Annotated in this window: 15 protein-coding genes; 6 read left to right on the forward strand and 9 right to left on the reverse strand. The window is 63.8% G+C overall.

Annotated elements, in window-relative coordinates:
- Positions 1-13: 13 nt before the first annotated feature.
- Complete coding sequence (locus tag U5A67_RS04490) at positions 14-406, reverse strand: GFA family protein (RefSeq protein WP_321813219.1); 393 nt, start codon at positions 404-406, stop codon at positions 14-16.
- Positions 407-615: 209 nt separating this feature from the next.
- Here U5A67_RS04490 and U5A67_RS04495 point away from each other — a divergent pair, with 209 nt between their 5' ends.
- Positions 616-1,674, forward strand: coding sequence for a catalase family peroxidase (locus U5A67_RS04495; RefSeq protein ID WP_321813220.1), 1,059 nt, complete (start codon positions 616-618; stop codon positions 1,672-1,674).
- On the forward strand, positions 1,671-2,204 hold the full coding sequence (locus tag U5A67_RS04500; protein ID WP_321813221.1) for a cytochrome b: 534 nt from the start codon (positions 1,671-1,673) through the stop codon (positions 2,202-2,204). Before U5A67_RS04495 ends, U5A67_RS04500 begins: the two co-directional genes overlap by 4 nt.
- Positions 2,205-2,208: 4 nt before the next feature.
- On the opposite strand, the gene kdgT is transcribed toward U5A67_RS04500, so the two are convergent.
- From kdgT to U5A67_RS04520, 4 genes are all read right to left on the reverse strand, one after another.
- Complete coding sequence (kdgT, locus tag U5A67_RS04505) at positions 2,209-3,225, reverse strand: 2-keto-3-deoxygluconate transporter (protein WP_205982376.1); 1,017 nt, start codon at positions 3,223-3,225, stop codon at positions 2,209-2,211.
- Positions 3,226-3,426: 201 nt separating this feature from the next.
- Complete coding sequence (locus U5A67_RS04510; protein WP_321813222.1) at positions 3,427-4,911, reverse strand: efflux transporter outer membrane subunit; 1,485 nt, start codon at positions 4,909-4,911, stop codon at positions 3,427-3,429.
- A gap of 18 nt (positions 4,912-4,929) precedes the next feature.
- The gene (locus U5A67_RS04515) at positions 4,930-6,534 is read right to left on the reverse strand and encodes an MDR family MFS transporter (RefSeq protein ID WP_415767767.1); all 1,605 of its coding nucleotides are present in this window, start codon (positions 6,532-6,534) and stop codon (positions 4,930-4,932) included.
- Positions 6,527-7,585 (reverse strand): HlyD family secretion protein, encoded by a 1,059-nt coding sequence (locus U5A67_RS04520; RefSeq protein ID WP_321813396.1) that lies wholly within the window; start codon positions 7,583-7,585, stop codon positions 6,527-6,529. Before U5A67_RS04520 ends, U5A67_RS04515 begins: the two co-directional genes overlap by 8 nt.
- 186 nt (positions 7,586-7,771) lie before the next feature.
- Here U5A67_RS04520 and U5A67_RS04525 point away from each other — a divergent pair, with 186 nt between their 5' ends.
- The 4 genes from U5A67_RS04525 to U5A67_RS04540 all read left to right on the forward strand — a co-directional run bounded on the left by U5A67_RS04525 (position 7,772) and on the right by U5A67_RS04540 (position 10,686).
- Complete coding sequence (locus tag U5A67_RS04525; RefSeq protein ID WP_321813224.1) at positions 7,772-8,479, forward strand: CerR family C-terminal domain-containing protein; 708 nt, start codon at positions 7,772-7,774, stop codon at positions 8,477-8,479.
- A 158-nt stretch (positions 8,480-8,637) separates the two neighbouring features.
- The gene (locus U5A67_RS04530) at positions 8,638-9,273 is read left to right on the forward strand and encodes a LysE family translocator (RefSeq protein ID WP_321813225.1); all 636 of its coding nucleotides are present in this window, start codon (positions 8,638-8,640) and stop codon (positions 9,271-9,273) included.
- A gap of 100 nt (positions 9,274-9,373) precedes the next feature.
- Positions 9,374-9,940, forward strand: coding sequence for a TetR/AcrR family transcriptional regulator (locus tag U5A67_RS04535; RefSeq protein ID WP_205982370.1), 567 nt, complete (start codon positions 9,374-9,376; stop codon positions 9,938-9,940).
- 320 nt (positions 9,941-10,260) lie between these two features.
- Positions 10,261-10,686, forward strand: coding sequence for an organic hydroperoxide resistance protein (locus tag U5A67_RS04540; RefSeq protein WP_205982369.1), 426 nt, complete (start codon positions 10,261-10,263; stop codon positions 10,684-10,686).
- Positions 10,687-10,842: 156 nt separating this feature from the next.
- Here U5A67_RS04540 and recD read toward each other — a convergent pair whose 3' ends face one another.
- The 4 genes from recD to U5A67_RS04560 all read right to left on the reverse strand — a co-directional run bounded on the left by recD (position 10,843) and on the right by U5A67_RS04560 (position 21,876).
- Positions 10,843-13,089, reverse strand: a complete 2,247-nt coding sequence (gene recD / locus U5A67_RS04545) for an exodeoxyribonuclease V subunit alpha (protein ID WP_321813226.1) — start codon at positions 13,087-13,089, stop codon at positions 10,843-10,845.
- Positions 13,086-16,919 (reverse strand): exodeoxyribonuclease V subunit beta, encoded by a 3,834-nt coding sequence (gene recB, locus U5A67_RS04550; protein WP_321813227.1) that lies wholly within the window; start codon positions 16,917-16,919, stop codon positions 13,086-13,088. The genes recD and recB overlap by 4 nt, the downstream gene beginning before the upstream one ends.
- Positions 16,916-20,509, reverse strand: a complete 3,594-nt coding sequence (gene recC, locus U5A67_RS04555; RefSeq protein ID WP_321813228.1) for an exodeoxyribonuclease V subunit gamma — start codon at positions 20,507-20,509, stop codon at positions 16,916-16,918. Before recC ends, recB begins: the two co-directional genes overlap by 4 nt.
- 269 nt (positions 20,510-20,778) lie before the next feature.
- Positions 20,779-21,876, reverse strand: a complete 1,098-nt coding sequence (locus U5A67_RS04560; RefSeq protein ID WP_321813229.1) for a sn-glycerol-3-phosphate import ATP-binding protein UgpC — start codon at positions 21,874-21,876, stop codon at positions 20,779-20,781.
- Between the last annotated feature and the right edge of the window lie 7 nt (positions 21,877-21,883).

Here is a 21,883-nt window from a genome sequence, read left to right on the forward strand (position 1 = left end):
AAGGTTTCACTCTTTACTCGCGGTTGCGCGGATAAGTCGGCAGATCATCCGCCAGCCGCACCCAATCGAGCTGTTGCGACGTCCAGGTGTGATCCTCGGGCGGCGCTGCGCCGGGCGCGTCCAGCGTGCCGGTGGCAACGTCGATCTCATCGGCATACGCCGCACTGCGGTAAGTCAGCGGCGTACCGCATTCCGGGCAAAACGCCCGCTCTACCCCTTCGCTCGACGCATACGACTTCGTTGCACCCGCAACCAGTTTGAACGCATCGCACGACACGCTCATCCAGCCGACGAACGGCGCCCCCGATGCGCGCCGGCAATCCACGCAATGGCACGCCGTCGTGCCGATCGGCTCGCCCGCGATCTCGTAGCGGACGCTGCCGCACAAACATCCTCCTTGGCGCATCGCTTTCTCCTTCGCTGCGCGCTGTTTCTTGCACGCGCCTTACAGATCGAATTTCTTTACATACGACGGGAATAGAACGCGCCATCGCCCTGTTGACGCTCATAACGGCCACCATGACCTTCGACAGGACCGATCATGCCCCATCGCCCACCGCCATTCCCGCACTTGCGCATCCCGACGATCGCATCGTACGCCAACGGAGCCGCATCATGAGCCGCCCCCCCATCTGCGTACCTTGCAGGCTTGCCGCCATTGCAGCCGTGATCGGTGGCGCCGCTGGCCTGTTCGCATGGACGGCAGGATGGCTGACGCCGACGCGACTGGACGCGCCGCACATCGTCAACACATTCGAAACGAACTATGGCGTCCACACGGGCTATCGGCGCAATCACGCGAAAGGCCTGTGCGTGGAAGGCGAATTCGATAGCAACGGCAATGGCGCAAGCGTATCGCGCGCGGCCGTGTTCGCGCCGGGCGCCACGCCCGTCATTGGACGCCTCGCGATTCCGGGCAGCAATCCATCGGCGCCTGACGCCAGCATACCGGTGCGCAGCATGGCCTTGCTGTTCCAGTTGAAGGACGGCGAGCAATGGCGCACCGGCATGAATTCCGCACCAGTCTTTGTGGTTCGCACCCCGAAGCAGTTTTATCAGCAACTGGTCGCGTCGAAACCCGATCCGACAACCGGCAAGCCCGATCCCGCGAAACTCAATGCATTTTTTATCGCGAACCCGGAAACGCTGCCGTTTCGCCAATGGTTGAAAGCGCATCCGCCTTCATCGAGCTTCGCGAATACGCCTTTCTGGAGCATCAACGCGTTCATCGCGACCAATGCCGAAGGCAAAATGCAGGCGGTACGCTGGGAGATGGTGCCCGAGACGCCATTCGAAGCCGAATCCGCCGATCAGAAACACAACCCCGATTTCCTCGCCGACGATCTCGACAACCGGCTCGCACAAGGTCCGCTGCGCTGGCATCTGGTGCTCACCGTAGCGGCGCCAGGCGACGCCACCAGCGACGCCACGCAGCAATGGCCTGATTCGCGCCAGCAGATCGACGCGGGCACGCTCGTGCTGCGCCAGGCCACACCGCAACGCGCAGGCGCCTGCCGCGACGTCAATTACGATCCGACCATCCTGCCCGATGGTCTGAAGCCTTCCGACGACCCGCTGCTCGCCGCGCGCTCCGCCGCCTATTCGGTGTCGTTCAACCGCCGCACGCGCGAACAAGCCGCCCTGGCACACGAACATGGAGAAGCCCAGCAATGAAGCCCGTCCACGCGCATTTCAGCGGCCTCGCCCGCCTGCTTCACTGGTCGATGGCAGTCCTTATCGTTGCCATGCTCTTTGTGGGTGTGGGGATGGTGGCGACGGTTTCGACGCTACACGACAGCCTGATCGCACTGCATCGGCCGCTCGGCATCGCCTTGCTCGTGCTGGTGATCGTGCGCGTTGTCGTGCGCCTGACACGCGGCACGCCGCCTTTACCTCGCGATATCCCAGGCTGGCAGCGCACCGCCGCGCATGCGTCGCATCTGCTGCTTTATGCCTTGATGATTGCGATGCCCCTGATTGGCTGGGCGATGCTATCGGCAGCAGGTTATCCCGTGGTGCTCGCGGGCGCCGTGCATCTACCGCCCATTGCGCCGCACAGCGTCACGCTTTATGCCTGGCTGCGTGCGGCGCATACATGGCTCGCCTTGCTGCTGTTCGCAACGGTGATGATGCATCTGGGCGCGGCGCTGTTCCACGCATGGATCCGGCGCGATGGCGTATTCAGCAGCATGGCGCGCGGATAAACCGTCAAACATGCGCGTCGCGGCCGTGGACCGGTTGCATTGGCGGCCCCATGAATTCGGCGCGCAGCGCCTCGCGCGCACTCTTTCTGCGCACCCAGATGGCGGTGAGTATCGGCACCAGAATGGCCGTCACGAGGCAGGCCGTGGCGACCATCGCGGTTGCGGCGGGCACGAGCGGTTTGAAGCGCGGAATCATTTCGCCGATGATCGCGGGGTTCGCCACGGCCGCGCCCGCGGTGGACGACGCCGCCAGTCCCGCCGCGCCGTTGCCGCCCGCAATCAGACGATCGGCAAGAATCAGCGGAATGCCGGTCACGACGATCACGCCAAGACCGAGCATCACGCCCGCGAAACCACTGGTCGCGATCACGTTGAGATCGATGCCGTTGCCCAGTGCAAAGCCAAAGAACGGAATGAGCGGATGCACGCACCGCCCGAAAAGTTCGCGCAGATCGTGATCGAGATTGCCGAGCACAAAGCCGACGAAGAACGGCAATACCGCGCCTACAAATAAACGCGGTTCGAAAAATGCCACGCCGGTCGCGCCCAGAATGATCATGCTGACGAGCGGCCCCGATTCGATCGACATCAGCACGAATGCGCCCGCTTCTTCTTTCGTGCCGTACTGCTGCATGACGGCGGCGTAGAGACCGCCGTTGGTCATGTCCATCGAGGTGGTGATCGCGAGGATGGAAAGGCCTGCAAACAGGCCGCTTTTGATGCCATCGACGGGCAGAAAGTGCGCGGCAACCAGCGTGGCGATCCACGCCACCAGCATCTTCGTGACGAGCAGCGTGCCGGATTTGCGCAGCACGGTGCCAGTCGCGCGCAGGTCGATGGTCGCGCCCATGCAGAAGAACCACACGGCCAGAATAGGCACGGTGCCCGCAATCAGGCCGTTGGTGAAAGAACCGAAGTATTTGCCCGCGCCGGGCGCGAACGTATGCACGCAGGCGCCGAGCAGCAATGGCACCAGCATCAGACCGCCAGGCACGCGATCGATGGCCTTCTTCAGCTTCATGCCTCCTCCTTGGACTTGTATCCAGTCTCGGGCTGCTTTCTTCAGAAAAATAGTAGCAGCGCCAAGGAAGAGGCGTTTTGGTATTTTGGCTGCGAGCGCTCAGCGTTTACCCGTTGATTTACGGGGTTTTCTCACTATTTGAGTCATGAGGCGTGCAATGTCAGACGATCGCCCGATGCATTGCACACCCCATCGTCATATTTAGCTGGCGTTGCTACGCCAGCCCAGACCCAGACTCTTCTGAATGGAAATGAAGTCCTTGAGCAGTTCGGCCTGCCCCGAAATCACATCCTGTTGCGCGAGAAATTCCGCGCGCTGCGTATCGAGCAGATCGACCAGACTGGATGCGCCCGCACGATAACGCTGACGCATCAGCACGGCCGAACGCTGCGCCGAGGTCTGCACTTTCTGCAGCGTCACCAGATGTTCGCGCTGATAGCCGTAGCGCGAAAGCGCACCGTTCGCATCCTGCAGCGCGGCGAGCACGGTCTTTTCGTAACGCGCTTCGGCTTCATCGCGCGAGGCTTGCGCGCCACGTACCGCACCCATCGTGCGGCCGAAGTCGAACAGATTCCATTGCAGATACGGCACGCCAACCCAGCTGAAATTGTTCTTGCGCAGCAGGTGGCCCGGGTCCGCCGCCGTGAAGCCCAGATCGCCGAATAGCGTGAGCTTGGGCAGGAAATCGGCGACATGCTCGCCAATCTGCGCGTTGCTCGACGCGAGACGCCGCTCGGCCGCGCGAATGTCGGGACGCTGCGCGAACATCGCCGCCGGATCGCCGACCGGCACCGAAGCCGGCAGCACCGGCAGCGCGCGCGGCGCGGCGAGTTCGGCGTCGAGCGCGCCCGGCGCCTTGCCGGTGAGCACGGCAAGTTGATCGAGCGACGTCTCCACTTGCGAAGCCAGCGGCGTAATGGTCGAACGCGTGGTTTCGACTTGCGTGGTCAAACGCTCGACATCGACGTCCGCAGCCGTGCCGCCTTGACGGCGCTGCTCGGTGAGCGTCAGCGACTGCTGCTGCAATTCGGCAGTTTGTTGCGCGATCAACAAACGCTGCTGCTCGTTGCGCAGATCGACATAGGCCTGCGCCACTTCGGCAGCGAGCGAGACTTGTGCATCGGCGAGATCGGCATCGACGGCATCGGCTTCGTCGCTCGCGGCTTCCACCGCGCGACGCGTGCCGCCGAACAGATCGATCTCCCACGAAGCGTCGAAACCCGCCGTGTAGAACTGCAGCGGACCGCGGCCGCTCGAGCCCGACGAACTGGAACTCGAACTACCACTACTCGACGAGAACGAACTCAGGTCGGGCTCGCGCATACGCGGCGCGGCGACGGCGGCCGAGATCTTCGGCATCTCCGCGCCACGCTGCTGCTGGAGTTGCGCGCGCGATTCGCGCAGACGGGCACGGGCGGCGCGCAGATCGGGATTGTGCTCGAATGCAGCGGAAATCAGCGCATTCAATTGCGGATCGTCGAATGCGAGCCACCATTCGCTGGGCGCGCGTGCGGGCGTCACGCCTTGCGTCGGCGTGCGCACGAACGAAGCGGCGCTGGCCGCTTCGGGCGCCACGGCAGGCGCGCCGTGATAGTCGGGGCCAACCGTACACGCGGCGAGCGCGCAGGCCGCCGCAAGCGTTGAAAGCGGCGCGAGGAAAGGACGATAGGAACGAGTTGCCGTCATGAGTCGAATTGTTGAGCTTCAGTGGCCGGCTGACGGCGCCTTCACGCCGGGCTGCGGTTTCTTGAGCAGGAGCGCGAGCGGCACGCAGGCAGCGAGCGCAACGCCGAGCACCCAGAATGTTTCGGAGTACGTGATGACTGTCGATTGCACCTGAATCTGCGCGGCAATCTGGCCGAGCGATTGCACCTGCGCGTGCGCCATATCGCCGGTCTGGGCGAACCAGTTGGCCGCGCCCGAAGCCAGGCGCTCCTGCCCGATCACCGAATTAGCGCTCAGCGACTCGCGCAGCATGGCCGTGTGGAAGGTCTCGCGCCGATCGATCAAGGTGCCGATGATCGCCAGTCCGACCGAGCCGCCCAGGTTACGCGCCATGTTGTAAAGCCCGGCCGCATCGCCCGAATCTTCGCGCGCAACGGCGGCCATCGAAGCCTGATTGAGCGGCATCATCGCCAGCATTTGCGCCACGCCGCGAATCAGTTGCGACCAGACGAAATCGTGGCCCACACTCTGCGCGGTCAGCGAAATATCGAGCATGCAGCTGAGCGTGAACAGCAAGAGCCCGGTCACCACCAGCACGCGAAAATCCACCTTGCCGAGCAGACGCGGCAAGATCGGCATCACCAGAAACGCCGGCAGCCCCGAAAGCAACATGATGGCGCCGGATTGCTCGGCGTTGTAGCCCGCCACGATGCTCAGGAACTGCGGCAGCAGATACGAAATGCCGTAAAGACCGGCGCCCACCGCCGACACAATCACAATCACGCTCGCATAACGCGGATTGCGCATCAGCGAAAGACGCAAGATGGGCTTCTTCGCCACGAACTGCGAAATGCCGATCAGCACCATTCCCGCCAGCGACACACAGGTCAGCGTGACGATCATGCTCGATTCGAACCAGCGCTCGCGCTGCCCTTCTTCGAGCACCACCGTGAGCGTGCTCAGCCCGACAGCGAGGCCGACGATACCAAGCCAGTCGGCCTTCAAAAAGGCCTCCCAGTGCGGACGATCCTTCGGCAGCCCGACCACCAGCAGCGTAATGAGCGCGATACACACGGGCAGGTTGATGAAGAAACACCAGCTCCAGCTGATGTTTTCCGCGAGCCAGCCGCCCAGCACGGGACCGAGCAGCGGCCCGAGCAGCACGATCAACCCGAACACCGTCATCCCTACGGGCAACTGCGAAAGCGGCAGCCGCGTGCGGATAATGGTCTGCGCGGTAGGAATCATTGCGCCGCCGGTAAAGCCCTGGCCGATACGCCCGGCGATCATCAGGCCCAGCGTGCCCGACCAGCCGCACATCATCGAAAAGCCGATGAAGAGCGCTGCATTGGCAAGCAGAAAGTTTCGCAGTCCGAACACACGTGTGAGCCATGCAGCCAGCGGAATCATGACGATTTCCGACATCAGATAGCCCGTGGAAATCCACGTGCCTTCCGTGCCGGTCGCGCCGATTTCGCCCTGAATCTGCGGCAACGCCGAGTTCGTAATCGAAATATCGAGCGTCGCCATCAGCGCGCCCAGCGCACCCGCGGCTACGGCGATCCAGTCGGCCGTGGTCGCGCGTTCGTGCGGCTGCGGCGCGGCCGATGCGGCGCTGCCTGCAGCACCCGTTGAGTTAGTCACGATGATTCTCGGCGTCGATACGGCGATCGTCGTCGCGTGCGGAACGCGTATCGACATCGACATTCACGGACATACCCGGCAGCAGCACACCGCGCGTTTCCGGGCCCGTATCGAGACGAATCCGCACCGGCACGCGTTGCACGATCTTGGTGAAGTTGCCCGTGGCGTTCTCCGGCGGCAGCAACGCGAATTGCGCGCCCGTGCCCGGCGAGAAGCTGTCGACCACGCCATGCAGCGTATGGCCCGGCAAGGCATCGACATGCATTTCGACCGGCTGGCCAATCCGCATGCGGCCGATCTGCGTTTCCTTGAAATTCGCGGTGAGATAGGTTTTCTGCACCGGCACGACGGTCAGCATGCGCGTGCCGGGCTGCACGTACTGCCCCACACGCACGGTGCGATCGCCCACGCGCCCTGCAAGCGCGCTTTTCACCACGGTGTTGTCGAGATCGAGTTGCGACTGCGCCGCACTGGCGCGCGCCGCTTCGAGTTGTGCACGCGCCTGCGCCTGCTGCGCGGTGAGCGCGGCGATTTGCGAACGCTGCGCTTCGACGGCGGCCGAATCGGCGGCCAGCGTGGCTTGCGCCTGATCGCGCGTGCTCTTGAGTTCGGCGAGACGTTCGGTCGTTTCCGCGCCCGTGGCCGCCAGCGGCGCGTAGCGCGCCACTTCGTCCTGTGCGTGGCGCAGACTGACGCGCGCCACTTCCTGCTGCGCCTGCGATTGCGCGATGTTCGCGCGTTGCTGCAGGAGTTGCGCATCGGCGTGCTGGATGTCCGCCGCGCGCGCATCGACGGTGGCGTTCGCCTGATCGAGCGCGACCTGGTACTGGCGCGCATCGAGCTTCACGAGCGGATCGCCAACCTTCACAGTCTGGTTGTCGGCCACGTAGACATCGGTGATATAGCCGCTCACCTTGGGCGCGACGGTCACGCTGTCGGCCTGCAGGTAGGCATCGTCGGTACTTTCGATAAAGCGGCCGACGAGCCACCAGTGCCCGCCCCAGACGCCCGCCGCGACCAGCGCGCTGAGCCCGAGACCCACCAGCACCATCCGCCTGTTGCCACGTTTTCCCGGCGAAACGGCATCGCCCGGCACTTCGCGCCCAGGCGCACCCGCAGTCGTTGACATGATTTTCACAACCTTAGAAAAAGATTATTACCAGTTGGCAAAATTATTCCACCCGGAAAAATTGTGTCAAGTGTTATATTTTCGACAGCCAAGGCAATCCCACATGACATGAACGAACCCAAACGACTGCGCCGCCCTTCGGCGGGCGGTTATGCACGCGGCGACGAAACGCGCCGCAAGATCATCGAAGCCGCCATCAGCCTGTTCGGGCAACTCGGTTTCGAAGGCGCATCGACACGCGATATCGCCGCGCGCGCGGGCGTGAATGCTCCGGCGCTGCAGTACTACTTCGAGAATAAGGAAGGCCTTTACCGCGCCTGCGCCGAGTCGATCGCCGACGAATCGTGGCAAGCGCTGGAGCCGGCCGTGCTGCGCGCACGCGCAGTCCTCGAACGCAACGGCGACACGCCGGAACTGATCGATGCCTTCATCGACATCCTGCGCGCCGTGGCCGATCGCACATTCGTGAAGCGCAGCGAGCCGGATCAACGGCTCTTTTTCGCGCGCGAACAAGGCGGCGGCGAACCCGAGATCGGCTCGCAGGTGCTGCGCGAACGCGTGCGCGAGCCGCTGAACGAAGTGAACGTGGAACTGCTCGCGCGCATCACCGGCAAGAAGGCCGACGATCCGCTCACCGTGGTGCGCATGTTCAGCCTCTACGGGCAATTTCTGGTGTTCCATATCGCGCGCGGCTCGACGCTGACGACGCTCGGATGGAATGAAATCGACGCGGAAAAGGCCGACTTCCTCAAGACCAGTTGCTGCGAGCAGACCCGTGTTCTGCTGGAGCACTGGAGCCGTGTGCGCAACGCCTGAGCGGCCGTAACTTGTGCGCGCGTTTCCGATCGGAGACGCCAGCGGCATGGCGATGCGGATCGGAAACTGCGCGCATTGCGTACGATTTCGCTGGCCGACGTGCACAGCGTTTCGCCCGTGATAGTGTTAAAGATCCCTTCCACCTCCAGCCGGTCGCCATGTCACCCACTACCGCCGTCGTCAGCATCCTCGCCGCGCTTTTGCTCGGCGCCATGAGTCCCGGCCCCAGCTTTGTGATGGTCGCGCGCAATTCGATCGGCCTGTCACGACGCGACGGTGTCGCCACTGCGCTCGGCATGGGGGTGGGTGCGATCTGCTTTGCGGGCATCGCGCTCGCCGGCCTCTATACGCTGCTCGCCACGGTTGCGTGGCTGTATGCCGGTCTCAAGATCGCGGGCGGTCTCTATCTGCTTTACATCGCCTCGCGCATCTGGCGCGGCGCGGGCGAACCCGTGACGATGGGCGCAGGCGAGAAGCAGATCGCCCATCCCGCGAAATCGTTCTGGACCGGCCTCACGACCCAGCTCAGCAACCCGAAAACGGCCGTGGCTTACGGCAGCATTTTCGTCGCGCTGCTTCCGCAGCATCCGCCGATCTGGTGTTATTTCGCGCTACCGCCGCTCGTATTCGCGATCGAAACCGGCTGGTATACGGTGGTCGCGCTGAGTTTTTCGAGCCAGCGTCCGCGCGATATGTATCTGCGCGCCAAGCGCTGGATCGACCGCATTGCTGCTGGCGCAATCGCGGCGCTGGGTCTGCGGCTGATCGTCAGCGCCGGTCACCGCGGGGTTTAACGCTGGCTGAGCGCCGGGTTTCCTTAAGGAAACTCGGCGGGAAAAGAAATTTCCCCCCGGGCGCTTGACAATCTACCTTCTAGTAGATAAATTGAAGCCCATGAACACGAAGTTGACAGTACGCGAACAGGTTCTCGATCACGCCATCACGTTGATGATGTTGCGCGGGTATAACGGCTTTAGTTATCGCGACCTGTCGGAACTCGTGGGCGTGAAGACGTCGAGCATTCACTACTACTTCCCGTCGAAAGACGACCTCGTGCTCGAGGCGGTGAAGCAGTACAGCGACGAAGTCATGCAGGCGCTGCAAACGGTCGACCCGGCACTGCCGGCCAACGAAAAGCTCGCGCTGTACACGCGCTTTTTCGGCAAGACGCTTGGCGACGGTAACCAGATCTGCCTGTGCGGCATGCTGGCTGCCGACATCGAAACGCTGCCCGAGTCCGTGCGCGAAGCCGTTCAGGCGTTCTTCCGCACAAACGAATCGTGGCTGGCGAAGGTGCTGGCGCAAGGCGTCAAGGAAGGCACCCTGGTCGCACGCGGCAAGCCGGAAAGCGCAGCGCGCACGTTGTTCGCCGCGTTGCAGGGCAGCGTGATCGCAAGCCGCCTGTTTCATACGAAGGCGCGCCTGGAAGACGTGGAAGCCATGTGGAAAGTGGCGTCCTGAGCAGGCTGGCCAGAGAGATTTGAAGAAGGCGGTTCACCGCCTTTTTGCAGGACGATGAATCTATCTTCTGATAGATAGCTCCATCGAAAAGCAGGACATCCGGTAAAGATTAATGTATGTTTATGTCGTAGCCCTATATCTATCTAGTGATAGATAGTATTTGCAAAAATGACGACGGCGATCACGTGTACGCCACGAACGAACGCTATCGTCGATGTCATGCAGTCAACCCTTGTCGCGAAGACCGCCATTGGTCCGGACGACTAACGATTCAACACCTGCAGTTTTCATGCTGCGTTGCTCACACTGGAGAGTCAGTCATGTCGATCGAAAAAGCCCTTTACACCGCCGAAGCCACCGCAACCGGAGGCCGTGACGGCCGCGCCGTCGTCCCCGCCAGCAAGCTCGACCTGAAGCTCGACACGCCGCGCGAACTGGGCGGCGCAGGCGGTGAAGGCACGAACCCCGAACAACTGTTCGCAGCGGGTTACAGCGCGTGCTTCATCGGCGCGATGAAGTTCGTGGGTGCACGCGACAAGATCGCTGTGCCGGCCGATCTCTCGATCACCGGCCGCGTGGGTATCGGCCAGATCCCGAACGGCTTCGGCATCGAAGTGGAACTGCGTATCTCGCTGCCGGGCATGGACCGCGCTGCGGCGCAGGAACTGGTCGACAAGGCTCACATCGTCTGCCCGTACTCGAACGCCACGCGCGGCAACATCGACGTGACGCTGACGATCGTTTAAGGCCGCACACGCAGTCTGCCGCCAGTTTTCCCGATTTGTTTTCTCGATTTCCGATCGGAAAAATTGCGCAAAAGCGGCACTGCATCGCGCCGGGCGGTGACGGAGCGAGCCTGATCGAGGCTCGCCCCGGCGCCGCCCGGCGCGTTGTTGTTTTTGTTAGTGGCTGTCGCCAGCAAGGCCTGCCATCAGCCCGCTCGCGCGCTGCACCTTCGCCACGACTGCCCTGTCGAGCACCGAACGCCCTTCCGGCACGGCAAGCGTCAGAAACGCGCGCGCCCGCGTGATGCCTGTGTAGACGAGTTCGCGCGTGAGGATCGGGCTGTAGGTATCGGGCAGCACGAGCGCCGCGTGCATGAACTCCGAGCCCTGCGATTTGTGGACCGTCAGCGCGAACACCGTTTCCACGCCCTGCAAACGGCTAGGCGATACCCACTTCACGCCGCCCACGCCGTCACCGGACGGAAACGCCACGCGCAGAACCGGCGGCTTGCCCTCTTCAACCGGCAAATCGAGCGCAATGCCGATATCGCCGTTCATCAGCCCAAGCTCGTAGTCGTTGTGCGTGACCAGCACGGGGCGTCCCGCGTACCAGTCGCCCAGCGGCTCGATCAAACCCTCTTCCTGCAGCAATCGCGCCACGCGCCGGTTGAGCCCTTCCACGCCCCAGGCGCCGCGTCGCAATGCGCACAGCAACTGGAATTCCGTGTGCGCTTTCAGCACGCCGGCAGCCCATAAAGCGAGTTCTTCAGGCGTCGCACCAGGCGCTGGACGTGTGCTGCGCATCGTTTTCAGATAGTGACGATAACCGCGCCGCGGCACATCACCTTGTTGCTGCCCAGCCTCGCCAACATTGCCATCGACGATCAACGCGCGTAGCGGCGCATCGTCGTGCATGGGGCAGATCACGCGTGCGAGATCCGCATAGCCATGCCGCCAGATCTTCGCCACGCCCGTCGCATCGCCGGTATTGACGAGTTCCGCGAGCGCGCCAATGCCACTTTCCGATGCGAAACGATGGCTCTGACGCAGCATCGCCACGGCCTGATCGAGCGGCGTGCCGCGCGCATCGAGCATGACGGTGTCGATCCGCTCGCCCGTAGCCGCTTCGAGCCACGTGCGCGTCGCCTCCGTATAGTGGCCTTCGCGGGCGCGATCGCAAAGTTCGCCGAGAACGGCGCCCGCCTCGACGGAAGCCAGCTGGTCCTTATCGCCGAGCAGGATCAAACGCGCCGTCGGCGGCAAGGCATCGAGCACCGCCGCCATCATTTCAAGGTCGACCATCGACGCTTCGTCGATCACCAGCACATCGACAGGCAGCGGATTGGCCGCATCGTGACGGAAACGCCGGCTGCCGGGCCGCGTACCCAGCACGCGATGCAGCGTCGTCACTGCGGTGGGAATGGCGTTGCGCAAAGCCGTTGCATCCACGCTCTGCGCGAGCGCATCAAACGGCAGGCGCGCCACTGCACCTGCAATCGATTCGTTCAGCCGCGCCGCCGCCTTACCCGTCGGTGCGGCCAGACGAATCCGCAATGGTCGCGCCGATGCCTTGCTGCCCAGCGCCAAGGTCTGCAGGAGTGCCAACAACTTCACCACGGTGGTCGTTTTCCCCGTGCCCGGCCCACCCGTGATGATGCTGAAAGCGCTGCGCGCGGCGAGTGCGCAAGCGAGCTTCTGCCAGTCGGCCTGCTTTGCCGGTTCCACCGCATCGCGCGGCGCAAACAGCGCATCGAGCGCCGCGCGCGCCGCAGCGGCGGGCAATTCCATATCGATGCGGGCGCGTTGCGCGAGCCGCGCTTCGATGCCCGCGCGCACGTCCTGTTCGTATTGCCAGTAGCGGCGCAGATAGCAACGCGTCCCCGTCAACACGAGCGGCGTGTTGCCTGCATCCTTGCCCACGAGATCGGACATATCGAGCGCCGCGAGCCAGTCTTCGAGCGTGACGCCCGCCAGCACCTCGGCAGGCGGTTGCGGCGGTTCGTCGGTTTGCACCTGCGGGCCGTCGGGCGGCAGGGACAACGCAAAGGCCGGATCATCGAGCGTCGCTTGCAAATCGAGGCACACGTGTCCGCGCCCGAGTTGATGACTGGCGAGCGCCGCCGCAAGCAAGAGCAAAGGCGAGGCTTCAGGCGCCTCTTCCAGCAGAAAGCGCGCGAACGCACCATCGAGCGCACGCAGCCAGCCGCGCTCGACCCAACGTTCGAGCGTGGCCAGCATCTGCGCCGCAGTGCTGGCTGTAGCCGTGCGCGCCGCCGCCACGTTGGAGACCTCGGGCTTTGGTGCGTCGATCACGCGTTCAGGCTCTGGCGCTTGCGCGGGCAAATCCAGATCGGCGAACAGATCGCCCGTTACGCCGATACCGTCTTTCGGCGCGGAAGTCGCGGTCGTGCGTCGCTTCGTCATACCGCGCCCTCCAGCGTGTCGTGATTCGCAAACAGCGCGTCGAGTCCTTCGATCAACTCGCGCGGCGGCCGCTCGCAATGCAAGCCCTGGCTTGCCGAATTTCCACCGCGCAGGAACATATAAACCGCCCCGCCGATATGTCGATCGTAGTCATAGTCGGGCAATCGTGATTTGAGCAGCCGGTGCAGCGCAAACAAATAAAGCGCATATTGCAGTTCATAACGCGAATGCAGGATTTGCGATTGCATTTTTTCTACGGTGTACGAAGCATCGTCGAAGCCTAGCCAATTCGACTTGTAGTCGGCGACGTAGTAACGCCCTTCATGCTCGAATACCAGGTCGATAAAGCCCTTGAGCATGCCGTTCAGGCGCGCGGCGTCCAGCGGCGGCCGTTCGGCGCCATCGAGCGTCAATGCGGTAACCAGTGCATCGAGCTCGCGCGTTTCTACCCGATGCGCGGCAACCCAGAACTCCATTTCCGCCATATAGCGCGTTTTATCGAGCGACGAAAGCGTGAGCGGCGCAACCGGTTCGCCGTCGAAATCGGGCAATTTGAGCGGTGTGGTGATGAAAGACAGAATCCATTGCGTCAGCGTATCGATCCACCGATCCCAGCCGCGCACGCTACAGCGACGCGCGATCATGTCGCGCAAACGCTCATGCGCGCCCGCTGCTGCGATCTCGGCGAAACCTTCGTTCGCGATCCATTCGATCAGTTCGTGCAGAAAACTACCGGCGTCGGCGCCACGCTCGAAACCGTGCATCGGCGTGTTGGCGGGCGCGAGTGCATTCGCTTCGGGCACGTCATCGCTCTGAGGCGCGCTCGCGCCGAGCAGTTCCAGAAAGACGTCTTCGCTGCGGGTGTCGGGCGCGGCGCGCTCCTCGTCTTCCAGCTTTGCCGCGAACGCGCCCTGCGTGCCCTCCACGGTCTTGAGGCTCGAATAGCTGGCGATCCACCAGGGCGTGCGCGTGCGGCGCGGGAACATGCGCGCATGTCCGCGCATCGCAGCCGGGCCCACCGTGGCAAAGATTTCGTTGCCAGCCGCCGGCGCCAGTGCAATATCGATGTCGTGACACGGCCCGCGGAACGATTCAAGCAGCGTATCGCTCTGTTCAGCCGGCAGCGCCTCGCCACCACCCACCAGATAACCAAACGCACTGCCCTCCACGTTCTGCACGGGCGCGTAGCCAATCCACGTGGCGTAGCAGGCGCGCGTGAGCGCGACGTAAAGTTTGCGCAGATCTTCGCCAAGCCGTTCACGGTCGGCTTGAACCAGTACAGCGGGCTCCGCTTCCAGCGTAATTTTTAGTTCGCCATCCTGATCGTGCCATTTGAACGGCACGTCGGTGGCTTTCACCGCACGATGCGCGCACGCGAAAGGCAGGAAAACCAGCGGATATTCCAGACCTTTCGACTTGTGGATCGTGACGACCTGCACGAGCCCGGCATCGCTTTCCAGCCGCAACTGACGTGCATCGCCGCCACCGCCCGCGCTTTCGTCTTCGCGCTGCTCGTCCAGATAGCGGATCAGCGCGTGCTCACCGTCGAGTTGCGTGCTGGCCTGCTGAAGCAGTTCGGCCAGATGCAGCAGGTTCGTGAGCGCGCGCTCGCCATTCAGCCCCGATGCGGCGCTTTCGCCGAGCAAGCGCTGCGGCACGTGGAAATCGTTGAGCAGACGGCGCAGCATCGGCAGTACGCCCTTCTTGCGCCACACTTCGCGATAGCCGCGGAATTGCAGCACACGCCCTTCCCAGGCGATTTCATCGCGGCCCAGCGCGTCCAGTTCGCTCCAGCCCAGGCCCAGCGACGCCGTGGCGAGCGCACTGCGCACGAGCCGGCCATCGTCGGGTTCCGCGCACGCGCCGAGCCAGAAGCGCAACTCTTCGGCCTGGGACGTGAGATAAACCGAATCGCGGTCGGAAAGATAAACGCTACGCACGCCACGCACCGCCAGCGCTTCGCGAATCGCGCGCGCTTCGTCGCGGTTGTTCACCAGCACGGCCATATGCGCGGGCCGCAGCGGCTTCAAGCCCGCTTCGCCTTCGAAACCGGCCGCGCCCATCTGCCCGAGATTGAGCAGGCGCACCATTTCCGTCGCGCAACTCGCGGCCATGCTCGCGAAGTACGCGGTCTTGCTGAGCGGCTTGCCGTCGTCCGCGCCCGGCAGCCACCAGACGTTGAGCGCGGGCAGCGCGTTACCGTTCGCCACGAGTTCATCGGGACGGCCGTGCGCATCGGCGGCAACGAACGGCAAGGCATTGTCACCGTGGTTTGCGCCTCGAAACAGAAATGCGCCGCTGCCTTCGGTACGCGTTTCCGCCGCTTCGAAACAGCGGTTGACCGCATCGACCATCGCGCGCGTCGAGCGGAAGTTCTTCTTGAGCGTATAGAGCCGCCCGGCGCAGGCACGCCTTGCGCGCAGATAGGTATAGATATCCGCGCCACGAAATGCGTAGATCGCCTGCTTCGGATCGCCGATCAAGACGATTGCCGTATCGATGTTATTCGACTCGATCGCATAGACCGAGTCGAAGATCTGATATTGAACCGGGTCCGTGTCCTGGAACTCGTCGATCAGCGCGACCGGATACTGCTTGCGGATAATCTCGGCAAGTCGCGGTCCATTGGGCTTTTTCAGTGCGGCGAGCAGACGCGTCAGCAGATCGTCGAAACCCATCTGCGAGCGGCGCGCTTCCTCTTCCTCGAATCGGCGCGCTACCCAGCGCGCCGCATGGCAAAGAATGGGCAGCTTCGCTTCGGGCCGTGCGGACAGCGCTTCGAGCAAGGTTTCCATTGCCGTGAAGCACGGGTGCGCCGGCGGCTTGCCGTCCTTCCAGATTTCCGCGAGACCGTCTGGCGTCAGACGGGTCCACACGGCGGCATCGTCCTTGAAACCCGGATGAGCGCTTTCCGGGTCGTTGGCCCATTCGCGCAGCTTCGCAAACCAGTTTTCGCAATTGCGCGTGTTCAACTTCTTCGCGTCGAACAGTTTCTTTTCGCGTGCTGCTGCAATCAGCCCTTCGGCTTCGTCGATACCCGCGCGCCACGGCGCCTTCAACGTTTCGAGCGCTTCGAACGCCTGCGTGCGGGCTTCATGCAAGGCCGCTGCGGGCTCGGCAGCATCGGGCAGCAGTTCGGCGTGGGCGAGCAGGCTGCGAATCGCGCCGTGCAAGGCGTCGGGACTCGCGAACCACGCGCGCACTTCGCCCGCGCCGCGCGCATCCAGCGGCGCCATGAAGGTGCGCCAGTAGTCGCGCACGACTTCCGCGCGCAACTCGGTCTGGTCCGTTTCCAGCGTCTGCGAAAAGAGACTGTCGCTATCGAACGCATGCTCGCTAAGCATGCGATTGCACCAGCCGTGGATCGTGGACACCGCCGCTTCGTCCATCCATTCCGCCGCGAGTTGCAAACGACGCGCACAAGCTGGCCATTGTTCGGGCGGATATTCCTCGCGCAGATCGTGCAGCAGATCGACGCCGGGCGCGCGTAGCGGCACCTCGTCGGCATTGGCCCGGAAGTATTCCGCGGCTTCGATCAGACGCGCGCGAATACGTTCGCGCAGTTCCTTGGTCGCCGCATCCGTAAAGGTCACGACAAGGATTTCAGGCGGCGTGAGCGGGCGTATTCCCACCTGCGCCTGCGCGTCCCCGGTGTCTTCTTCGTCATGAAATTCACTGGCGCCGTGATGCCCGAGCACGAGGCGCACATAGAGCATCGCGATCGTAAAGGTCTTGCCGGTGCCCGCGCTCGCTTCGATCAGGCGGCTGCCGTAAAGCGGAAAGCGCAGCGGCTCCAGCACATCGGCGATCATGTCGTCTGCCGGGGTCATGCGGTTTCTCCAGCGGTATCGGCGGCATTGGCCGAAGGCTTCTTCTTCGACGATGAAAGCGGCGCGCGCTGCACCGGCATCAGCAACGACGTTGCGAGCGCAACGAATTCGTCACCCGCAATCAATGTATCGAAATCGGCAAAAGCCCTTCGCAGATAGGGATTCGTATCGCGCTCGCCAGGCAGGCGCGTCGCGCCCTCGTACGCCGTGCGCGCAGCGTCCCAGGCGTCGGCCGGAATGTCGCCCGTGTCCGCAACATAATCGGCCGGCAGTTTGCGCAGCCAGGCGAACGCAGTTTTCACGGCGAGCGGCAACGGCCTGCGCGTGCCTTCGTCCCACGCCGCGAGCAACTGGAGCAGCCACGCGCGCGCCACTTCAGGCGCCACCGGCGCGAACTCCGCCACACCCACCTTGCTGACGATCACCGTCGTCACCTCGCCCGCCGCCAGTTGCGCCGCGACGTGCGCAACCCAGTACGCCACCAGCCGGTCGCCACGATACTTGTTGTCCTTGATAAGCGTGCCCGCGTCGAGAATCACGCGGCCCAGCGCGCCGCCCTCGCCTTCGCGGATATCGTCGATCCAGTCCTGCAGTTCGAGCGTGCGGCCATCGCGCTGCACATCGAGACGAATTTCGTATTGATGCGCCAGTTGATCCGGCCAGCGTGCCAGCGCCTTGCGATATTCGGCGAACAGCGCCTCCATCGGCTCGAGCAGTTCTTCGCCGATGACCTCGCCAAAGCCGCCCGCCGCCAGGTCGCCGCTGCGATGCATGCGTTCGAGCCGCTCGCGCGCGACCGTATCGAGATCGCCATCGCCGCGTTCCATGGCCCGCAACTGCGCGCGAATCAGTTCGTCCTGCAACTGCCACGCCTGCAATGCGTCCACTTCGAACGGTTCGTGGTTCTCGCTCGCTTCGTCCTGCATTTCGAGGCCTACGCGCAGGCGCTGGCGGAAAAAGCTGCGCACGGGATCACGGAGAAATTCACCCAGTTCGCGGATGGAAAGCGGTTCGTCGCGCTCAGCCGCCGCCAGCACGGTATCGGCGGATGTCGTGCCTGCAAGCGGCGCAGGACGGCTCCATTCGTGCGCGTAGGTATAGAGCGCGGTGTCTTGCGGATCGGCCGGGAAATACTCGGCGCTGAACGGTTGCAGCCGATGCTCGATCGTCAGCGCATCCAGCAGTTTGCCGGGCTTGTCGGGCTCTTCGCCTTCGAGATGCCATCCCGCCTTGAGATGGTCGCGCAACTGCCCGACCAGCACCGAAGGCGGACGCGGCGTATTGTCGGTCACACTGCGGCCCACCCACGAAATATGCAGATGATCGCGCGCCGACAGCATGGCTTCGAGGAACAGATAACGGTCGTCTTCGCGACGCGAGCGGTCGCCCGGACGATAGTCGCGTCGCATCAGGTCGAAGTCGAGCGGCGTGCGGCTGCGCGGATAATCGCCGTCATTCATGCCGAGCAGGCACACATAGCGGAACGGAATCGCGCGCATCGGCATCAGCGTGGCGAAGGTGACGGCGCCCGCAAAAAAGCGCTGCGAGAGACCGCCGCCATCGAGCTGGCCGAGCCAGTTTTCCGCCACGATCGCCAGCGGCAACGCCTGCGTCAGCGCCGCTTCATCGCAGGCGTCGCGCCACGTTTCGAGCGCTTTATCGAGGCGTTCGAGCGTGAAGGCATCCTCGCCTTCGGTCGCGGCGAAAAACGTCGTTGTGAGCGCACGCAGGCGCTCGCACCACTGCGGCACGCTCACCGGCTCGCTGAGCGTGCGCCATGCTTCGTCGAGCGCATCGATCAGGCGCGTGAGCGGCCCGAGCAGCGCCGCATCCAGCCCGCCGATTTCCGCATACGGCTCGATGCCGCGCCACGCGTTGGCACGATCGCCGGCCGCGTAGCCGAGCAACATGCGACGCAGGCCGAACATCCAGCTATTGGGCGCGCTCGCTTCGTCGCCTTGCGGCAGGCCCAGACTCGCACGCTGCTGCGCATGCAGGCCCCAGCGAATATTCGCGCCGTCGATCCAGTTGCGCAGCGTGGGCACATCGTCGGCATCGATACCGAAGCGCGTGCGTACCGCCGGCACTTCCAGCAGGTCGAGCACATCGCTCACCGTCACGCGCGCGTGCGGCAGCGACAGCAGCATCTCCAGCGCGCCGATCAGCGGATCGAATGCACGCTGCGCGCGGTCGGCAATGCTGAACGGGATGTAGCGCGGATCGTCGCCATCGACCAGACCGAAAACAGCCTGAATATGCGGCGTATAGACCTCGATGTCCGGCACCATCACGATCACGTCGCGCGGGCGCAAAGCCGGGTCGGCCGCGAACGCCGCAAGCAGGCGGTCATAGAGAATTTCCACTTCGCGCTGCGCGCTGTGCGCCACGTGGAAGCGGATCGAATCGTCCACCTGCGGATCGACTGCCGGCCAATGCTCGCGCGTCTCCGGCAAGGCCCGCAGATCGCGGATATCGTCCTGCAACTGTTGCAGCAGCGTATGCGGCTCGGCGCCGTCGAACAGATCGATACGCTGGCCGATGCGCGTGAAATGCGGCGTATAGGTTTCGCGCGCTTCGTCGCTGTCGTATTCGTCGAGCAGGCCGATGAAATCGCGGCCCTGCTTGCCCCAGGCCGCCAGCAAAGGCTGCGCATGCAGATGCAGTTGCGATTCGTCGAGGATGGCGGGCGCGCCCGCGCGACGGCGCTGGCGTGCATGACGCGCGCGCAGCAGATCCTGATCGGCGACGATATCGGCCCAGTAATGCATGCAGGGGTTGTGCACGCAGAGCAGCACCTGACTCCAGCGCGCGAGTGCCGCCAGCACTTCGAGCGACTGGCGCGGCAGGCTCGAAATGCCGAACACCACGAGGCGGCGCGGCAGTCCACGCGGACGCGCATCGCCTTCCTGCCAGCTTTCGGCGCGCTGCATGAAGAGGTCATGCACGGCGGCGCGGCCCGTTTCCGCCAGAGCGCTGCCTGCGGGCGCGCGCGCGCTCACGTCGGCCAGCAAGGCGCGCCAGAGCGCGGCCTGCCAGCGCGCATCGTCGGCGAGCGCAATGCGGTTATTGCGCGCGTCGATCACCACATCGTCGTTGGCGGCCCATGCGGCCAGCCAGTCGGCGCGATAGACCTGATACTGGTCGAACAGATCGGCCACGCGCTGCGCGAGTTGAAAGCACTTGCGCTGTTCTTCGTCGTTCGACATGAAGCGCTTGAGCGGCTCGTAGCCCGGTTCGTCGAGCAGCGCGGGCAGCATGCGCATGAGCCGCCAGACCAGGCGCGATTTGTCGAACGGCGACACGGCCGGCACCGCATCCTCACCCAGCACCGCACGATAAACGGCCCATAGAAAACGCGACGGCAGCGACATTTCGAGCGCCGCCGCAATGCCGCAACCGCCATCCTGCGGATCGGCCGCGAACGCGAGCTTGAGCCACTGCGCGATGCCGTTACTCTGGACCAGCAGCACTTCCTTTTCGAGCGGCGCAATCGGATGCTGGGTGATCCAGTGCACGATCAGATCGCGCAAGCGCTCGGGCTCGTTGCCGTGGACGAGCATCAGCCCCGCAGGCAGTTCGCGCGCGTTCAATGGCGGCTCCCGCGCAGAGCGAATGCGGAATAAGCGCCGCGTGCAGCGCGCGAGCGGAATCGAAGCGTGTGGGATGCGGCCATGTCGCCTGGTCGTGTGTGTTTGCGGTCTGTTGACTGCTTGTTGCCTGCTTGTTGCCTGTTTGTTACCCGCTTGTTGCCCATAGGAAACGCGCGAAAAAAGCCTCATGGCGCGTGCGTTTCCGAAGCGAAACAAGGTGCGGACCGCCTGTGCGAGGGCCCAAAACGCTATGTTACGACATAGCCCGCTCAGGCGAGGCGCTTCCCCCCGGCCGGGTCGAAGAAATGCAGGCGCGCCGCCGGCAGACGCACGGCAATGCGCTCGCCGCGCGCGGGCCGGGTTTCATGCGGAAGGCGCACGATCACCTCATTGCTGCCCCAGCGGCCGTGGGCGAGATTATCGGCGCCCAGCAGTTCGCAGGTTTCGACTTCGAGCGTGATACCTTCACCGCCGACATCGCCGCCATACAGATGTTCGGGACGCACGCCTAGCACGCATTCGCGCCCCGGCTTCAGTTGCTCGCGCAGTTCGGGCGCGAGCGCCGCGAGCGGCAAGGGCAAATGCGGGCCCATGCCGGCCGTTTCGAAACGCTGGCCGTCCGCACTTACGCGGCCTTGCAGCAGATTCATGGCCGGCGAACCGATAAAGCTCGCCACGAACATCGACGCCGGGCGGTCATAGACCTCGCCAGGCGTGCCGACCTGCTCCGCGCGGCCGCCGTTGAGCACCATCACGCGTTGCGCCAGCGTCATCGCCTCGATTTGGTCGTGCGTGACATAAAGGCTGGTGGTTTTCAGCCGCGCATGCAGGCGCTGGATTTCCAGACGCATCTGTACGCGCAGTTTGGCATCCAGATTCGAAAGCGGTTCGTCGAAGAGAAACACGGAAGGCTCGCGCACGATCGCACGCCCCATTGCCACGCGCTGGCGCTGGCCGCCCGACAGTTCGCGCGGCTTGCGTTCAAGCAGCGCACCCAGTTCGAGAATATCGGCCGCTGCGGCTACGCGCACGCCGATTTCGCGCTTGTCCAGCCCCTGCAATTTGAGGCTGTAGCCCATATTGCGCGCGACCGTCATGTGCGGATAAAGCGCGTAGTTCTGGAACACCATGGCGATATCGCGATCCTTCGGCTCCATGCGATTGACCACCTTGCCGCCAATCGCAATCTCGCCGGAACTCACGCTTTCGAGCCCCGCCACCATGCGCAGCAAGGTCGATTTCCCGCAGCCGGAGGGTCCGACCAGCACCATGAATTCGCCATCCGCGACTTCTACATCGATGCCATGCAGCACCTGCTGCGCGCCGTCATAGCTTTTCGTCACGCCCCGCACACTCAATGCCGCCATGCCGTCT

It is taken from the genome of Paraburkholderia sp. J69-1 (assembly GCF_905220255.1).
Lineage (GTDB): Bacteria > Pseudomonadota > Gammaproteobacteria > Burkholderiales > Burkholderiaceae > Paraburkholderia.

What these genes read in the sequence shown, in the direction of transcription:
- U5A67_RS04490 (WP_321813219.1), bottom strand. Translation starts at nt 406, where the DNA reads ATGCGCCAAGGAGGATGTTTGTGCGGCAGCGTCCGCTACGAGATCGCG.
- U5A67_RS04495 (WP_321813220.1), top strand. Translation starts at nt 616, where the DNA reads ATGAGCCGCCCCCCCATCTGCGTACCTTGCAGGCTTGCCGCCATTGCA.
- U5A67_RS04500 (WP_321813221.1), top strand. Translation starts at nt 1,671, where the DNA reads ATGAAGCCCGTCCACGCGCATTTCAGCGGCCTCGCCCGCCTGCTTCAC.
- kdgT (WP_205982376.1), bottom strand. Translation starts at nt 3,225, where the DNA reads ATGAAGCTGAAGAAGGCCATCGATCGCGTGCCTGGCGGTCTGATGCTG.
- U5A67_RS04510 (WP_321813222.1), bottom strand. Translation starts at nt 4,911, where the DNA reads ATGACGGCAACTCGTTCCTATCGTCCTTTCCTCGCGCCGCTTTCAACG.
- U5A67_RS04520 (WP_321813396.1), bottom strand. Translation starts at nt 7,585, where the DNA reads ATGGTGCTGGTGGGTCTCGGGCTCAGCGCGCTGGTCGCGGCGGGCGTC.
- U5A67_RS04525 (WP_321813224.1), top strand. Translation starts at nt 7,772, where the DNA reads ATGAACGAACCCAAACGACTGCGCCGCCCTTCGGCGGGCGGTTATGCA.
- U5A67_RS04530 (WP_321813225.1), top strand. Translation starts at nt 8,638, where the DNA reads ATGTCACCCACTACCGCCGTCGTCAGCATCCTCGCCGCGCTTTTGCTC.
- U5A67_RS04535 (WP_205982370.1), top strand. Translation starts at nt 9,374, where the DNA reads ATGAACACGAAGTTGACAGTACGCGAACAGGTTCTCGATCACGCCATC.
- U5A67_RS04540 (WP_205982369.1), top strand. Translation starts at nt 10,261, where the DNA reads ATGTCGATCGAAAAAGCCCTTTACACCGCCGAAGCCACCGCAACCGGA.
- recD (WP_321813226.1), bottom strand. Translation starts at nt 13,089, where the DNA reads ATGACGAAGCGACGCACGACCGCGACTTCCGCGCCGAAAGACGGTATC.
- recB (WP_321813227.1), bottom strand. Translation starts at nt 16,919, where the DNA reads ATGACCCCGGCAGACGACATGATCGCCGATGTGCTGGAGCCGCTGCGC.
- U5A67_RS04560 (WP_321813229.1), bottom strand. Translation starts at nt 21,876, where the DNA reads ATGGCGGCATTGAGTGTGCGGGGCGTGACGAAAAGCTATGACGGCGCG.